The following is a 14886-nucleotide window of genomic DNA, read 5'->3' as shown; positions in this document are numbered from 1 at the left end:
CCTTTATTTACAAAATATTAATAAAAAATGTAATTACAAGGCTGTTGATGAAATCGGCAAACAGACTTCCCACCAGTGGAATCAGAAGGTATGCTTTGACGGATGGAACATAGCGGTCACAGAGAGCCTGCATATTTGCCATGGCATTTGGCGTGGCACCCATACCGAATCCGCAGGTACCTGCAACAAGGACTGCTGCATCGTAATCCCGCCCCATAATATTGAACTCAATAAAGTAAGTAAATACAGCAATCAGAATGACCTGTGAGCTTAATAAAATGATAAGTGGAAGTGCCAAAGAAGCCAGTTCCCATAATTTTAAAGTAATCATAGCCATACCAAGAAATAATGACAGGGAAATACCACCCAGGTCATTAATTTCTCCCATATGGATCGTGGCATTGCCATGGGAGTATTCCACAATATTACGAATCAGTGCGGCTGCTAACATGGCACCAATATAAATTGGAAAAGTCAGTCCTGTTTTTGTCAGAAAATAGGAAAAAATAGTACCAAGTCCAATGGCAAGGATAAGCTGGAAAACAGCGGAAGCATACATGTTGGTATGGCGTTCGTGTTTTTTCTCATCTTCCACTAAGAGGCTGTCATCTTCGGAAGCAACAGTAGCAAGAAGATTTTTCTTTTCTACAAGACGTTTTCCTAAAGGACCGCCAATCAGGCTTCCTGTAATCAGACCGAAGGTAGCAGCAGCCGTACAGATGGTAGTGGCACCATGGATATTGAAATCCTCCAGTACCGGTCCAAAAGCACCTGCTGTACCATGTCCGCCCACCATTGGAATGGAACCGGTACACATACCGATTAATGGATTTAATCCTAATAGTTTGGATAATCCAACGGCAAGAAAGTTCTGGGTAATAATAAGGGCAATGACCAGTCCTAAAAATACTGCCATGGATTTCCCACCACTTTTTAAGACTTTTAAGTTAGCCTGAAATCCTACGGAAGTAAAGAAGAATACCATACATACTTCCCGCAGGGTATCATCAAAGGAAAATTCTGCAACTCCGGTACTGTAACAGATACAGGTGAAAATCGCAAAGAGCAGACCGCCGATTACGGGTGCCGGAATACAGAATTTTTCCAGAAAATGTATTTTCTTTCGTAAAAAACTCCCCAGCATGAGTACCAGTACAGCGACAGCTAAGGTCTGGTACATATCTAAATGTATATTCATAGTGTTCCTTTCTGGTTTTGTGTGTCGTTTTCGGAAGAAAGTGTAATGCCCTGTTTCTCATAATAGGCAACAGCTCCCGGATGGAATGGAATCGGTATGCCATCAGTAGCATAAGTTTCATCTAATTGCAGGTTTAAAGAAGTTGCATACTGTAAATCCTTCGCATGGGAAAAAAGCCATTTCGTTAAGTGTTCTACCGTATCGGAAGAGAGCCTGTCGGAAGCAAGGAGAACCGCTTTGACACCAAGGGTATGGATATCTTCCGTCTGTCCGGTGTAAGTATTGGCAGGAATGGTATATTCACTATAGGATGGATAAGCAGACAGCAATTTATTCCTGCATTTCTCATCAATATCCAAAAGACGGATATCACATTCTTTGGCTAATTCTTCGATTACAGTTGTCTGGATACCGGCAGTACAGAAAAATGCATCGATTTTTCCATTGATAAGCTGGTCAGCAGCATCGGTATAATCGAGGTTTACTGTTTTCACCAGCTCAGTGGTAAGTCCGCTCATGGTCAGAATCTGGTTAGCGTTCTGTTCAGTACCGGAATCCTCCGCACCGATGCTGACGGTTTTGCCCTGTAAATCATCCAGCGTCTGAATATTGGAGTCTGCACGGACGACAATCTGACAGGCTTCCGTATAAAGCCCGGCAATAGCGGAATATCCCTGACAAGGCTCTCCCTCAAAAATTCCACTGCCTTCATAGGCGGAGGCAATCAGGTCAGACTGGGCTAATCCAAGTTCGATATATCCACCGGAGAGCAGCCTTAGATTGGCAGCAGAGCCTGCGGTTGTCTTAACTTCAAACTGATAGGTATCATCCTCCGAGGAGGCAAGCCCGGTAAAGGTATTGGCAAAGGTATAGTAGATTCCACCTATGTCAGCGGCACCAAAGCGGATGGTTTTCTGATAACCACTGCATCCACTCACAAAAAGCAGCGCAAGACATAGAAGAAGACGGAATGGTTTTTTCATATATAAAATCCTTTCTTTTTAAAATTTAATCCCAGTAAAGTATTTTACAATAATTTTTTCAGAAAAGGAAGAGCGAAAAATTAGTGAGAAAAAATATCGTTAATCCTATATTTTTTTAGAAAAAAAGAGATTATAATGTGATGGAATGAAATGAAGGAGGAAGGATTTATGCAGAAAATAACAGTAAAAGTAGATGGTATGCAGTGTGGAATGTGTGAGGCACATGTAAATGATGCAGTGCGGGCAGCATTTCCGGTAAAGAAAGTAACTTCATCCCACAGTAAAAAAGAGACCGTAATTATTACCGATACCGATATTCCGGAGGAAAAAATCAAAGAAGTGATTAAAAACAGTGGATACGATGCGTTAGAAGTAACAAAAGAACCATATGAGAAGAAGGGATTATTTTCAGCACTCCGCAAGTAAACAGAATATCTTAAGAAAAATAATATATATATTATCGGCATAGTATGTTAAAATGAGGAATCGGAAATAATAGGAAAAGAGGACAACGAAATGTTATTGGATTTTGTAGAAATGCTGAAGGTTATTTTTCTTGGAATTGTAGAAGGAATTACAGAATGGCTTCCAATCAGCAGCACAGGACATATGCTTTTAGTGGATGAATTTATCAGGCTTGATATGACAGATTCATTCAAAGAGATGTTTTTCGTGGTGATACAGTTGGGAGCTATTCTTGCGGTAGTGCTTTTGTTCTGGAAGAAAATGTTCCCGTTCCAGTTTAAAGACAAGACACAGCCGGTCGTCCGGAAAGATATTTTTTCTTTATGGTTTAAGGTTGTAGCTGCCTGCATACCGGGAGCTGTGGTAACGCTTTTGTTTGATGATTATGTGGATGCACATTTTCATACACCGCTTGTGATTGCTGCTGCATTGATTTTCTATGGTTTTGCGTTTATTCTGATTGAAAACTGGAATAAAAAGCGGAAAGTAAGAGTGGAAAGCTTAAATGATATTACTTATCAGACAGCATTTCTTATCGGACTTTTTCAGGTACTTGCAATTATTCCGGGAACCTCCCGTTCCGGTGCAACCATTATCGGAGCACTTTTAATCGGAGTATCCCGTGTGGCTGCGGCAGAGTTTACATTTTTCCTGGCTGTGCCGGTTATGTTTGGCTGGAGCCTGATCAAACTTATTAAGTTTGGCATTGCGTTTTCTGCTCAGGAACTTTGTGTCTTAGGCTTAGGCTGCGTGGTAGCATTTGCGGTATCTGTAGTAGTCATCCGTTTCCTGATGGGCTATATCAAAAAACACGATTTTAAAGTATTTGGCTGGTACCGGATTATTCTTGGAGCCATTGTTTTAGGCTATTTTGCACTATAGGAACCGGTTAAGAAAATGAGAGATTCTTCCGATATAAAGAATGGAACAGATTGTTTTAAGCAAAAGGATTTGCTTATAGATATTTTCAAGGAGGAATTTTTATGAACACAAACGCAGTAAATCAGGTGGCAGAAAACGTTTCTGGTTATACGGAATCGGAAAAGAGCAGCAAAGTCTCCGGAAAAACCATTGGAGAGCCAAAGCTTTCGGATAAGGCGAAAGAGTATTATGAGAAGCTGAAAAAGAAATTTAGCACGATGGATTTCATTCTGGTATCCAAGGATATGAAAGAGACAGCAAAAGCCAATGCAGGACAGTATGCCAATGCCAACAAAATGGTGGTTCTAATTGATGAAGAGAAGATTGAGCGGATGGCAGAAGACGAGTCTTACCGGAAACAGTACGAGGGAATCATAGCCAATGCATCCAGTCAGCTTGCAACCATGCAGAGTCGGTTTGCGAATGGACAGAGTGGTGTGAAGGCATATGGCATTCAGGTAAATGATGGCGGCAATGCATCATTTTTTGCAGTTGTAGATAAGTCTTTAGCTCTTCAGAAGAAACGTATCGAAAAGAAACAGGAAGAAAACCGTGCAGAACGTAAGAAAGCTCAGAAGGAAGCTTATGAGAAACGTCTGAATAAGTCGGATGAGGATGCTGCTTCTGTTAAGAAATCGGACAAGACTGACAGCACGGATAAAACTGGTAAGAGTGAAGATCTGGTAACGGTTACTGCCGGTTCGCTGGAAGAACTGGAAAAGAAAATCCAGGATATGTTATATGACAGCATGAGCGATTATGTATTTACACCACAGGAAAAACAGGTTGGCTGGAATGTAGATTTTCGTGGATAATAAATAAAAGGCAGGATACAATATGGAAAAGAGCCCCTATCTATTGCACTCCGGGCAGTCCTGACTTTCTTAATCCACTGGAAAATCAAAGTGGAGAAAAAGGACTGCCTGGAGTAGAGGTACGGTTCGTATGCTGACGTTCCGGAAGGGAATGGATAAACTGGCGTGGTGTCGTTCCATAGCGTTTTTTAAATTCCCGGTAGAAGTAGGAAAGGCTGCTGAAACCGGCAGTCATGGCGGCATCTGTAATGGAAAGCTCCTGCTGTTCTAAGAGGTCGGCAGCCTTTTGCAGGCGCAGGCTCTTGATATAATCTAAGCATGACATTCCGACATATTTCTTAAAAAAGCGCATGAAATGGTATTCGCTGAAATAGCAGGAGGATGCCAGGCTTTCAATAGAAATATTTTCGGTATAATGTAATCCGATATATTCTAAGACACCCTTAATCTTCTGGGTATGTTCGCTTTGAAGCTGTGGCTGCTCAGAACTTTTGCTACAGTACGGAAGTAGAAGGGTAAGAAGTTTTAACAGCAGGGATTTTAACATCAGTTCATATCCCGGCTGGGCAGCGGAATAACAGCTGCTGATTTCATAGAACAATGCGAGGGCATCCGGGTAGACCGGGTGCTCTTTTACTATATGAAAAGGGGGAATCAGCTGCTGCTTGGCAAGGGGCATCAGATATCGCATGGCACAGATATCTGCAGAGGATGCACCAAGGAAATCAAGGTGAAAGACATATGTTTCCGAATGCATATGCCCGGCAGGTAATATGGCAATGGAATGCAGAGCCAGTGGAGGAATGAAAACGAAATCTCCAGGCATAGCCTGAAAGCTTTCAAGGTCAACCTGATACGTACAGACACCGCTGGTAATCAGGGTAAATTCAGCCTCTTCATGCCAGTGTGGCGTAACAATGGGATACCGTTCCTGCAACGTAGTAAGATATTTCTTTAATGGAAAAATTCGTTCGCCATGAACGGCCTTTTCTTTTTGCTCCAGAGGGAGCTGTTTTTTATCTTTCATTGGAACCTCCTTTTAATGTTGCTTATTTAAACAGCATTTATCCTGATTTTTTATACAAACAAAATGAAAGAAATGGAATTTTGGATGCAGACGGTGGAAGGGTAGGTCTGATGCAAAACAGCGCATTTCTAAAATACATTTTTTCTTTCTATGATAAAAACAGTCTTTCCAATGTTTGACAAGATATCTGTACCGTTCGCCGAAGTATGGATGCATGATAAGGATTGTTAGGCGCACTTAGAATTTCATACAGCAATAGCCAACGCTGGCACAGGGACGTGCCGGCGAGGCGCATATGAACATGGATGTGAATTTGCGCCGGTTGGCAGATAAAATAATATTAATACTGAAATTCTTAGTGCGCCTTACTATCTTTATGCAGCATCCACACTCGACGGACGGTGCAGATATCTTCGTCAAAGCAAGCGGAAAGACAGTTTATAATCAAGAAAAAATGTATCTAAGAAATGCTGCTATTTTGTATCCTATAACCTACCTTCCACCGTCTGCATCTGAAATCCATAATCATATCGTTAATTTTGTTTTACATAAAAGAGCAGGATTGTGCAATAAAAACGCAAATATCACGGAAGAAACTTCCTGAAACTTCGTATATAATAACAGTATCATACAAAGAACGAAGTGTAAATACAGGAATAATGGAAATATGGAGGATGAGAACATGAAGAAAAAATGGTGGCATGACAAGGTGGCATATCAGATTTATCCAAAGAGCTTTCAGGACAGCAACGGAGATGGAATCGGTGATTTGAGAGGAATCATATCCAGACTGGATTATTTAAAGGAACTGGGTATCGATATCGTATGGCTTTCACCGATTTATAAATCCCCATTTGTAGACCAGGGATATGACATTTCAGATTATTATAATATTGCTGAAGAATTCGGAACCATGGAAGAGTTTGATGAGCTGCTTGCGGAAGCAAAGAAACGTGATATGTATATCGTAATGGATCTGGTGGTAAATCATTGCTCCGACCAGCATGAGTGGTTCCGGAAAGCACTGGCAGACCCGGATGGAGAGTATGCAGATTATTTCTATTTTGTGAAAGGAAAAGATGGCAAGGCTCCAAGTAATTACCGTTCCTATTTTGGCGGAAGCACCTGGGAGAAGGTGCCAAATAGTGATAAATACTATCTTCATATGTTTGCCAAAGAGCAGCCGGATTTAAACTGGGAGAATCCGGTAGTGCGTCAGAAAATCTATGAAATGGTGAACTGGTGGTTAGACAAAGGCGTGGCAGGATTCCGTATAGATGCAATTATCAATATCAAGAAAGATATTAACTTCCCGTCCTTTGAGCCGGATGGACCGGATGGACTTGCAACCTGTATCAAGATGGTGGAAGCAGTAAATGGAGTAGGAGATTTCTTAGAGGAATTAAAGCATGAGACCTTTGAGAAGCACGATGCCTTTACAGTAGGAGAAGTCTTTAATATGAAGGAAGATGAACTCTTGGAATTTATCGGAGAGGATGGACATTTCTCTACGATGTTTGATTTCAGTGCCCATGTGCTTACTTTTGGGGAGCATGGCTGGTACGACCAGAAACCATTACGTTTTGAGGAATGGCGGAAAGTAATTTTCGATTCCCAGCAGGAATTACAGGGAAAATGCTTTAAGGCAAACATTATTGAAAATCATGATGAACCAAGAGGAGCAACCCATTATCTGCCGGAGCATGCCAGAAATGATGCAGGAAAGAAGATGCTTGGAACCGTATCCGTTCTTTTGCGTGGAATTCCATTTATCTATCAGGGACAGGAAATCGGGATGACCAACTGCAAACGAAATGATATTTCAGAATATGATGACATCAGCACCATCGACCAGTATCAGGAGGCGTTGCGTGCAGGACTCAGTGAAGAAGAAGCCTTGAAATGCTGCTATGAGAACAGCCGTGATAATGCCAGAACACCAATGCAGTGGTCCGATGGAAAAAATGGCGGATTTACAGATGGAACTCCATGGCTTGCCATGAATCCGAATTACATGGAAATCAATGTAGCAGCCCAGGAACATAAGGCAGATTCTGTATTGGCTTATTACAGGAAATTAATTGCACTGCGTAAGGCAAAAGAATACAAAGATACTTTCACTTATGGTATTTTTAAGCCAAAATATGAAAATGTAGATGACATATTTGCGTTTGAACGGGTAAATGAAGAAAGTGGTCAGAAGCTTTTGGTTCTTGCAAACTTTGGAACAGAAGAACATACCATCACATTAGAACATAAAGTTGCAAAGGTCTTATTAACCAATAAAGGCCGCCAGGAAGCAATCAATGCTGAGGCAGCCTTAAATGGAACAATTACATTAGACAGCTGTGAAACTGTTGTCTTAGAATTAGAAAAGTAAACTTTAGAAAGAAATTTGATCTGGAAATTTAATCCATAATCTCGCCATCAACAGAGATGGTAACAACCTGCCATGGAATCATTTTCCCACTTTGCTTTAAGGCATTCTGGACAGCCATTACAATGCCGCCGCAGCACGGAACCTCCATGCGCACAATACTGATCTCTCTGATATTGTTATTGCGGATAATTTCAGTAAGCTTTTCACTGTAATCCACATCATCCAGTTTGGGACATCCAATCAGGGTGATGTGGTTTTTTATGAATTTTTCATGGAAATTGCCATAGGCAAAAGCTGTACAGTCTGCAGCAATCAGCAGTCTTGCATTGTCAAAATACGGAGCATTTGTAGGTGCTAATTTAATCTGAACCGGCCACTGGGTAAGCTGGCTTTCCGGTGCGTTTCCTGCTGTGACTGCGTTGGATGCAGTACCGGATGCGGTATTAGAGCCTGCAGAAGTATTTTCCGTGTTTTTACGCTGCATGGAGCGCATCCGGCTGCCCGGACATCCGCTGAAAACCGGAGCTGCGTGATTGGCTGAAACTGCAGGTTTTACCGAAGCCGCTTCACGGTTCTTTAAGTGTTCTTTTACAGCCACTTCGTCATAGGCAGCGGCTTCTCTCTGTACAAAGGTAATAGCACCGGTAGGACATGCCGGAAGACAGTCGCCTAACCCATCGCAGTAATCCTCCCTTAAAAGCTGGGCTTTTCCATCGACCATGCCGATGGCACCTTCGTGGCAGGCGGATGCACATAAACCGCATCCATTACATTTTTCTTTATCAATATGAATTATTTTACGAATCATTTTAGATTCCTCCTCGTTGATTTTGTATGGTCAGTATACTATAATAGCAATAAATAATCGGTTGGAAAAACAACGGAGGTTGTAAAATGAAAAAATTTCCTGTAGAAATGAAAAAGTCACCTTTTTTTGAAGGAATTGAGGATACAGAAGAGGAGAAAGTCTTAAAGGGATTAGATGCCCATGAGATGACTTATGATAAAGAAAATTATATTCTGCACTGCGGAGAGCAGGTAAAAGAAATGGGAATGCTGGTTTCTGGTGGACTTTTGATTGTGCAGGAGGATTTCTGGGGAAACCGGAATCTGGTTGCAAAGATAGGTCCTGGGGATGTTTTTGCAGAGACCTTTGCCTGTATGCAGAGGCGGAATATTAATGTAAATGTGATTGCAGAAGAAGCAGCAAATGTGCTGTGGCTGAACGTTCAGAATATATTGGATGCAGATGGAGAAACGGAAGGCTGGAAACTGGTTCTGCTTCGGAATTTATTAGAGAATATGGCAGAAAAGAATCTTCGCTTTAATGAAAAATTAACCCATATGGGAAAACGCAATACCAGGGAAAAGTTATTGTCCTATCTGTCGGCAGAGGCACAGAAACATGGAACATCAGAGTTTGATATTCCATTTTCCAGACAGCAGTTAGCAGATTATCTTTCTGTGGAACGAAGTGCGATGTCAACGGAACTTGGAAAATTAAGAGATGAGGGAATGCTTTCTTTCCGGAAGAATCATTTTTGCCTGAACAGAGATGCATATTTATAATAGAAGAAAATGCACTCTTGAGAAATTGTACTGAATTCAAAACTTGATTTTTATTTAAAAGAGGGTACAATAATATGCAGTTAAAATAATATATAGAGAGTAGAGGAGAGAAAGATATGTTTGGTTTTGGTCAACTGATTGATATTTTGAAGAAAAGCCCAAAGAAAATTGTGTTTACAGAGGGAAATGACCCAAGAATTTTAGAGGCAGCATCCCGTCTGCTGGCAAGTAATTTTTTAAGCCCGATTCTGGTTGGAAATGAGGCTGAGATTCAGAAAGCAGCAGAGGAGAGCGGATTTAATATTCGCGGAGCCAAGATTATCGATCCATTACATTTTGAAAAATTTGATGAGATGGTTACTATGTTCTGTGAATTAAGAAAGAGCAAAGGCATAACACCAGAGCAGGCAAAAGGAATTCTTTCACAGGCTAATTATTTCGGAACCATGTTAGTAAAAATGGGATATGCTGATGCACTGTTAGGTGGAGCAACCTATTCTACAGCAGATACTGTTCGACCGGCGTTACAGTTAATTAAGACAAAACCGGGTAACAGCATTGTATCATCCTGCTTTATTCTGGTACGTCCTTCTGCAACCGGCGAGAATGAAGTACTGGCAATGGCTGACTGTGCAATCAACATTCATCCGACAGAAGATGAACTGGTTGAAATTGCCGGAGAAGCAGCAGAGTGTGCAAAGATATTCGGTGTAGATCCAAGGGTAGCATTCTTAAGCTATTCTACATTAGGCTCCGGAAAGGGCGAGGATGTAGATAAGATGCGTAATGCGGCAAACAAGACAAGAGAAAAATATCCGGAGCTTCCAATCGAAGGAGAGCTTCAGTTTGATGCAGCTGTATCTCCAAGAGTTGCACGTACCAAATGTCCGGAATCCAAAGTGGCAGGACATGCAAATACCTTTATTTTCCCGGATATCAATGCAGGAAATATTGGATATAAGATTGCACAGCGTCTTGGTAACTTTGATGCATATGGTCCGATTCTTCTTGGATTAAATGCACCAATCAATGACTTATCCCGCGGATGTAATGCATCAGAAGTATATTCCATGGCAATTATTACAGCTGCATTAGCTTAAACTGTTAGAATGAAAAGGTGACGGTATGCATAACGAATTAACACAAAGTGATATCAAGAAGATGGAAGAAGAAATTGAATATCGGAAATTAGTGGTACGAAAGAATGCAATCCGTGCTGTACAGGAAGCAAGAGAACAGGGTGACTTAAGTGAAAACTTCGAGTATTATGCTGCCAAGAAAGATAAGAATAAAAACGAAAGCAGAATTCGTTATTTAGAGCGCATGATTCGTACTGCAGTCGTGGTATCAGATGATTCTAAGGAAGACGAGGCAGGTATCAATAATACGGTGACGGTTTATATTGAAGAAGATGATATGGAAGAATCCTTCAAATTGGTGACTACCATGCGTGGAAATTCGTTGAAAGGATTAATCAGTATCGAATCTCCTATGGGGAAAGCAGTGCTTGGCCATAAGGTAGGAGACCGTGTCAGTGTGAAGGTAAATGACGATTACAGTTATGATGTTATAATCCGTAAAATTGAAAATACCGGAGAAGAGAACGAGAAAATCCGAAGCTTCTAAAAGATAATAAGAATAAGAATAAGAACCGGAAAACGGTTTAAAAAGGCGAGAAGAGGTCTGTAAAAGGTGATACTTTTGCAGGCTTCTTTTTTGTATATTTTGCACAAATTGTGAAATGAATTTTTGTGAACGGAAATGACGGAACGTGATTGACTATGACTGGTTTTGAACGTATAATAAAACCATAGAAAGCAGAAAATAGGAATGGGAGGGATGATATGCTGACAGAGGAAAGATATGGAAAAATCCTTTCCCTGCTGGAAGAACAGGGTAGTGTTAAAGTGACTGAGCTGATGCAGCTTTTCGATGCTTCCGAATCAACGGTACGAAGAGATTTGAATACTTTAGATGAAAATGGAAAGCTTTTGAAGGTTCATGGCGGTGCAATTTTAAGGGGAACAGTTTTTCACACACAGGATGATGATGTGCTACTTCGAAGAAACATGCATCGTGATGAGAAAGCAGCCATAGCGAAGTATGCAGCATCCTTAATTACAGCAGATGATTTTATTTATCTGGATGCAGGAACCACAACAGACAGCATGATTGATTTTATGGATGTGAAGCCATCCTGTGTGGTAACCAACGCAGTAGCCCATGCAAAACGGCTCTCTGAACTGGGATGTGAGGTTTATATCATCGGCGGAGAGTTCAAGGCATCCACAGAAGCTGTGGTAGGTGCTGAGGCAGTGGAGTCCTTGGATAAATATAACTTTACAAAAGGTTTCTTCGGAACTAATGGAATTAATGTAGAAAAAGGATATACCACACCGGATGTGAAAGAGGCTATGGTAAAGAAGAAAGCAATGGCAAATTGCAGACAGTGTTATATCCTGGGAGATAAGAGTAAATTTGCACAGATATCCAGTGTGACATTTGCACCATTTGCTTCAGCAGATGTGATTACAACAGGTCTTACCTTAGAGTCTTATCGGAAGTATAAAAATATAAAGGAGGTGGAAGAATGATTTATACCGTAACGTTTAATCCGTCACTGGATTATGTGGTGGATGTAAAAACCTTCAAAACCGGTCAGGTAAATCGGACGGAACAGGAGAAAATGTTCCCGGGAGGAAAGGGAATCAACGTATCCATCGTACTGAATCATCTGGGATTAAAGAGTACCGCATGGGGCTTTTTAGCTGGCTTTACCGGAGAAGAAATCAGCAAGCGTCTGGATGAAGAGGGTGTAAATACCGATTTCATTCAGGTAGAGGAAGGAATATCAAGAATTAATGTGAAGCTTCGGTCTACAGAAGAAACAGAAATCAATGGCCAGGGGCCGATGATCCGCAGCACAGATATCGGGAAGCTTTATGCCAAATTAGATACCTTAAAAGCCGGTGATGTGCTGGTACTGGCAGGAAGTATACCGGATGTTATGCCGCAGTCCATATATATGGATATCATGAAATACCTGGAAGGAAAGGATGTCATGATTGCTGTAGATGCAACCAGAGAACTTCTGGCAAATGTACTTCCGCTTCATCCATTCCTGATTAAACCGAATAATCATGAATTAGGACAGTTATTTGGTGTGACAATCAGCAGCAAAGAGGATGTAAAGAAATACGCAGCGAAGCTGCAGGAGCAGGGTGCAAGAAATGTACTTGTTTCCATGGCAGGTGACGGGGCTGTGCTTTTGACAGAAGAGGGAAAAGCTTTTGAGAGCGAAGCTCCGAAGGGTAAAGTAAAGAATTCCGTAGGAGCAGGAGACTCCATGGTGGCAGGTTTCCTTGCAGGATATTTAAAGAATAAGGATTATGCGCAGGCGTTTAAGATGGGAGTCTGTACCGGAAGCGCCAGTGCATTTTCAGAAGAACTTGCAACGAAAGAAGAAGTAGAACAATTATTAAAGAATCATGCATTTCCATTTTAAGAAAAAGGAGGAAGATATATATGAGAATCAGAGATTTGCTGGCACCGGAAAGCATTCAGTTGAATGGCTCAGCAACCGGAAAGGAAGATGTATTAAACCAGATGGTTTCCCTGATGGTAAAGAGTGGAAAAATAGCAGATGAAGAGACTTACCGGAAAGGAGTCTTTGCAAGAGAGGAAGAGAGTACCACAGGAATTGGAGAGGGCATTGCAATTCCTCATTGCAAATCAGCAGCCGTAAAGAAACCGGGATTAAGTGCAATGGTATTAAAGGATGGGGTAGATTTTGATGCATTAGATGGAGAGAAGGTTCATTTAATCTTCTTAATTGCAGCACCGGATACAGAAGATAATGTACATCTTGACGTATTAAGCCGTCTGTCTGTTCTTCTGATGGATGAGAATTTCACCAACGGATTAAAACAGGCTGCTTCGGTTGAAGAATTCTTAAAAGTCATTGATGAAGCAGAGTCTGAGAAGGAAGAAAAGGAAGAACAGAAGGAAACAGAAAGAAAGGAACCGGAAGTAAATCAGAAAAAGATTCTTGCAGTAACCGGATGCCCGACTGGAATTGCCCATACATACATGGCAGCAGAAAGTCTGGAAAAGAAGGCAGCAGAATTAGGTTGCTTTATTAAGGTGGAAACAAGAGGCTCCGGCGGAGCAAAAAATGTGCTTACTGCAAAAGAAATTGAAGAAGCAGACTGCATTATTGTTGCAGCCGATACCAAAGTCCCGATGGATCGTTTTGCGGGAAAACCGGTTATCATCTGTCAGGTTTCCGATGGAATCAGTAAAGCAGATAAATTAATACAGCGCGCTATGGCAAAGGATGCACCAATTTATAAAGGCAGCGGTGAAGCATCAGAAAATGAAAGCATGGGCGGAGAAAGCTTTGGACACAAAGTTTACAAGCATCTGATGAACGGTGTTTCCCATATGCTTCCATTTGTTGTCGGTGGTGGTATTATGATTGCCATTGCATTCTTAATCGACAGCTTTGGTGTAGACCTTGCATCACTTCCTACGGATGAGCGTGCTAATTTTGGTACAATTCTTCCGGCAGCAGCATTCTTTAAGTCCATTGGAGGACTGGCATTTGGCTTTATGCTTCCTGTACTGGCTGGCTATATTGCCATGAGTATTGCAGACCGTCCTGGACTGGTAGTAGGTTTCGTTGGAGGAGCAATTGCAGCAAATGGAAAATCAGGTTTCCTGGGAGCCTTAGTAGCCGGATTTGCCGCAGGTCTTATCATCCAGTTATTAAAGAAAATCTTTGATAAACTGCCAAAAGGCCTGGATGGATTGAAACCGGTTCTACTGTATCCGCTGCTTGGTGTACTGTTGATAGGAGCATTGATGACCTTTGTTATCGAACCGCCGGTTGGAGCATTAAATACTGCAATTAATACCGGACTGGCACATATGAATGGCGTAAGCTCTGTATTACTGGGAGCATTGGTAGCAGGAATGATGGCTGTGGATATGGGCGGCCCTGTAAATAAAGCAGCATATGTATTTGGAACTGCATCCATTGCCGCTGGAAACTATAATATTATGGCAGCCGTTATGATTGGCGGTATGGTACCACCAATTGCCATTGCACTTGGAACCTTATTTTTCAAAAATAAATTTACCGCAGAAGAAAGAAAAGCCGGACCGACAAACTTTATCATGGGCTTATCCTTTATCACAGAAGGCGCAATTCCATTTGCAGCAGCGGATCCGCTGCGCGTGATTCCAGCCTGTGTGGTAGGTTCTGCAATTGCAGGAGCAATGTCTATGGCATTTAACTGTACACTGATGGCACCACATGGTGGAATCTTCGTATTCTTGGTAATGGGTAATGCAATCTGGTATCTTTTATCATTGATTGTAGGTTCAGCAGTATCTTGTCTACTTTTGGGATTGTTAAAAAAGAAGATTGTATGATATAATAAGTGATGTACTCACGAATAGTGAGCATAAGCGAGTCAACATACTTGCAAATTAAAACTATGGTATAAAAAACGGGAAAAATATAA

At 41.4% G+C, this 14886-nt stretch carries 15 protein-coding genes; 11 read left to right on the top strand and 4 right to left on the bottom strand.

Annotated elements, in window-relative coordinates:
• Positions 1–7 precede the first annotated feature (7 nt).
• Together gltS and LKD41_RS01280 are read right to left on the bottom strand one after the other, a co-directional pair.
• Positions 8–1198, bottom strand: a complete 1191-nt coding sequence (gene gltS, locus LKD41_RS01285) for a sodium/glutamate symporter (RefSeq protein ID WP_022242630.1) — start codon at positions 1196–1198, stop codon at positions 8–10.
• On the bottom strand, positions 1195–2181 hold the full coding sequence (locus tag LKD41_RS01280) for a TAXI family TRAP transporter solute-binding subunit (RefSeq protein ID WP_227700164.1): 987 nt from the start codon (positions 2179–2181) through the stop codon (positions 1195–1197). Before LKD41_RS01280 ends, gltS begins: the two co-directional genes overlap by 4 nt.
• Before the next feature lie 168 nt (positions 2182–2349).
• On the opposite strand from LKD41_RS01280, the gene LKD41_RS01275 reads away from it, so the two are divergent.
• The 3 genes from LKD41_RS01275 (at position 2350) to LKD41_RS01265 (ending at position 4382) form a co-directional block, all read left to right on the top strand.
• Positions 2350–2607 (top strand): heavy-metal-associated domain-containing protein, encoded by a 258-nt coding sequence (locus LKD41_RS01275; protein WP_117946871.1) that lies wholly within the window; start codon positions 2350–2352, stop codon positions 2605–2607.
• A 90-nt stretch (positions 2608–2697) separates the two neighbouring features.
• Positions 2698–3528 carry an undecaprenyl-diphosphate phosphatase gene (locus tag LKD41_RS01270; protein WP_022242628.1) on the top strand — a complete coding sequence of 277 codons (831 nt, stop codon included), beginning with the start codon at positions 2698–2700 and terminating at the stop codon, positions 3526–3528.
• A 101-nt stretch (positions 3529–3629) separates the two neighbouring features.
• A complete protein-coding gene (locus LKD41_RS01265; protein WP_022242627.1) occupies positions 3630–4382 on the top strand; it encodes a DUF6033 family protein in 753 nt (250 codons plus the stop codon).
• Positions 4383–4467: 85 nt separating this feature from the next.
• Here LKD41_RS01265 and LKD41_RS01260 read toward each other — a convergent pair whose 3' ends face one another.
• Entirely contained in the window at positions 4468–5409 is a 942-nt protein-coding gene (locus LKD41_RS01260) for an AraC family transcriptional regulator (protein WP_227700163.1), read from the bottom strand.
• 295 nt (positions 5410–5704) lie between these two features.
• Between LKD41_RS01260 and LKD41_RS01255 the strand changes: the two genes are divergently transcribed.
• On the top strand, positions 5705–6013 hold the full coding sequence (locus tag LKD41_RS01255; RefSeq protein ID WP_227700162.1) for a hypothetical protein: 309 nt from the start codon (positions 5705–5707) through the stop codon (positions 6011–6013).
• Positions 6014–6091: 78 nt separating this feature from the next.
• The gene (locus LKD41_RS01250) at positions 6092–7789 is read left to right on the top strand and encodes an alpha-glucosidase (protein ID WP_227700161.1); all 1698 of its coding nucleotides are present in this window, start codon (positions 6092–6094) and stop codon (positions 7787–7789) included.
• Positions 7790–7817: 28 nt separating this feature from the next.
• Here the strand turns inward: LKD41_RS01250 and LKD41_RS01245 are convergent, their stop codons facing one another.
• On the bottom strand, positions 7818–8597 hold the full coding sequence (locus LKD41_RS01245; RefSeq protein WP_227700160.1) for an ATP-binding protein: 780 nt from the start codon (positions 8595–8597) through the stop codon (positions 7818–7820).
• Between the two features lie 86 nt (positions 8598–8683).
• Between LKD41_RS01245 and LKD41_RS01240 the strand changes: the two genes are divergently transcribed.
• The 6 genes from LKD41_RS01240 (at position 8684) to LKD41_RS01215 (ending at position 14794) form a co-directional block, all read left to right on the top strand.
• The gene (locus LKD41_RS01240; RefSeq protein WP_227700159.1) at positions 8684–9358 is read left to right on the top strand and encodes a Crp/Fnr family transcriptional regulator; all 675 of its coding nucleotides are present in this window, start codon (positions 8684–8686) and stop codon (positions 9356–9358) included.
• Positions 9359–9474: 116 nt separating this feature from the next.
• Positions 9475–10458, top strand: coding sequence for a phosphate acetyltransferase (gene pta, locus LKD41_RS01235; RefSeq protein ID WP_227700158.1), 984 nt, complete (start codon positions 9475–9477; stop codon positions 10456–10458).
• Between the two features lie 25 nt (positions 10459–10483).
• Positions 10484–10984 carry a GreA/GreB family elongation factor gene (locus LKD41_RS01230; protein WP_022242620.1) on the top strand — a complete coding sequence of 167 codons (501 nt, stop codon included), beginning with the start codon at positions 10484–10486 and terminating at the stop codon, positions 10982–10984.
• Between the two features lie 218 nt (positions 10985–11202).
• Positions 11203–11952 (top strand): DeoR/GlpR family DNA-binding transcription regulator, encoded by a 750-nt coding sequence (locus LKD41_RS01225; protein WP_227700157.1) that lies wholly within the window; start codon positions 11203–11205, stop codon positions 11950–11952.
• Positions 11949–12863 (top strand): 1-phosphofructokinase, encoded by a 915-nt coding sequence (pfkB, locus tag LKD41_RS01220; protein WP_227700156.1) that lies wholly within the window; start codon positions 11949–11951, stop codon positions 12861–12863. The genes LKD41_RS01225 and pfkB overlap by 4 nt, the downstream gene beginning before the upstream one ends.
• A gap of 20 nt (positions 12864–12883) precedes the next feature.
• Entirely contained in the window at positions 12884–14794 is a 1911-nt protein-coding gene (locus LKD41_RS01215; protein WP_227700155.1) for a PTS fructose transporter subunit IIABC, read from the top strand.
• Positions 14795–14886 lie beyond the last annotated feature (92 nt).

Source organism: Roseburia sp. CLA-AA-H209 (genome assembly GCF_020687575.1).
GTDB classification, from domain to species: domain Bacteria; phylum Bacillota; class Clostridia; order Lachnospirales; family Lachnospiraceae; genus Roseburia_C; species Roseburia_C amylophila.
This window is presented reverse-complemented; position numbering and strand designations above follow the sequence as displayed.

Bases quoted from the DNA above. Each gene is read 5' to 3' on its own strand.
- gltS (WP_022242630.1), bottom strand. From the start codon at position 1,198: ATGAATATACATTTAGATATGTACCAGACCTTAGCTGTCGCTGTACTG.
- LKD41_RS01280 (WP_227700164.1), bottom strand. From the start codon at position 2,181: ATGAAAAAACCATTCCGTCTTCTTCTATGTCTTGCGCTGCTTTTTGTG.
- LKD41_RS01275 (WP_117946871.1), top strand. From the start codon at position 2,350: ATGCAGAAAATAACAGTAAAAGTAGATGGTATGCAGTGTGGAATGTGT.
- LKD41_RS01270 (WP_022242628.1), top strand. From the start codon at position 2,698: ATGTTATTGGATTTTGTAGAAATGCTGAAGGTTATTTTTCTTGGAATT.
- LKD41_RS01265 (WP_022242627.1), top strand. From the start codon at position 3,630: ATGAACACAAACGCAGTAAATCAGGTGGCAGAAAACGTTTCTGGTTAT.
- LKD41_RS01260 (WP_227700163.1), bottom strand. From the start codon at position 5,409: ATGAAAGATAAAAAACAGCTCCCTCTGGAGCAAAAAGAAAAGGCCGTT.
- LKD41_RS01255 (WP_227700162.1), top strand. From the start codon at position 5,705: ATGAACATGGATGTGAATTTGCGCCGGTTGGCAGATAAAATAATATTA.
- LKD41_RS01250 (WP_227700161.1), top strand. From the start codon at position 6,092: ATGAAGAAAAAATGGTGGCATGACAAGGTGGCATATCAGATTTATCCA.
- LKD41_RS01245 (WP_227700160.1), bottom strand. From the start codon at position 8,597: ATGATTCGTAAAATAATTCATATTGATAAAGAAAAATGTAATGGATGC.
- LKD41_RS01240 (WP_227700159.1), top strand. From the start codon at position 8,684: ATGAAAAAATTTCCTGTAGAAATGAAAAAGTCACCTTTTTTTGAAGGA.
- pta (WP_227700158.1), top strand. From the start codon at position 9,475: ATGTTTGGTTTTGGTCAACTGATTGATATTTTGAAGAAAAGCCCAAAG.
- LKD41_RS01230 (WP_022242620.1), top strand. From the start codon at position 10,484: ATGCATAACGAATTAACACAAAGTGATATCAAGAAGATGGAAGAAGAA.
- LKD41_RS01225 (WP_227700157.1), top strand. From the start codon at position 11,203: ATGCTGACAGAGGAAAGATATGGAAAAATCCTTTCCCTGCTGGAAGAA.
- pfkB (WP_227700156.1), top strand. From the start codon at position 11,949: ATGATTTATACCGTAACGTTTAATCCGTCACTGGATTATGTGGTGGAT.
- LKD41_RS01215 (WP_227700155.1), top strand. From the start codon at position 12,884: ATGAGAATCAGAGATTTGCTGGCACCGGAAAGCATTCAGTTGAATGGC.